The organism is Psychrobacter sp. AOP5-GZ1-6, from assembly GCF_052376345.1.
Classification (GTDB): Bacteria; Pseudomonadota; Gammaproteobacteria; order Pseudomonadales; family Moraxellaceae; genus Psychrobacter.
Map to the genome: position 1 here is coordinate 1 of NZ_JBQSVP010000384.1, position 301 is coordinate 301.

The window sequence follows — 301 nt, forward strand, 5'->3', positions numbered from 1 at the left end:
TATAAACAGCAACACTGATGGAAATAGTGCTGACGAGGACAATCAGGTAAGTGGCCAATCGCTTACGCTCGACACCCCTGCTGCGTTTGCCCCAGTGACCGATACCGAGAGCATCGATGAGGCAACTGTCGTCGCCAACTATCATCAAAGCCATTATAGCGTCTATCATGCACTCGCCCATGCCACTGATTTGAATATTGCCGATACTTTTATATTGGTCGATCACAACCATCTCAATCAGCACTACCGTGCCACCCATATCGTACACTTAGCACGCAACAGTTTGGCACACGTGACAGGT

The 301-nt window shown here is 48.8% G+C and carries 1 protein-coding gene; it reads left to right on the forward strand.

Going from position 1 to position 301, the window contains the following annotated elements; all coding sequences use genetic code 11:
- On the forward strand, positions 1-301 hold a 301-nt coding region (locus ACT3RN_RS16315; RefSeq protein WP_444518903.1), incomplete at both ends, for a hypothetical protein.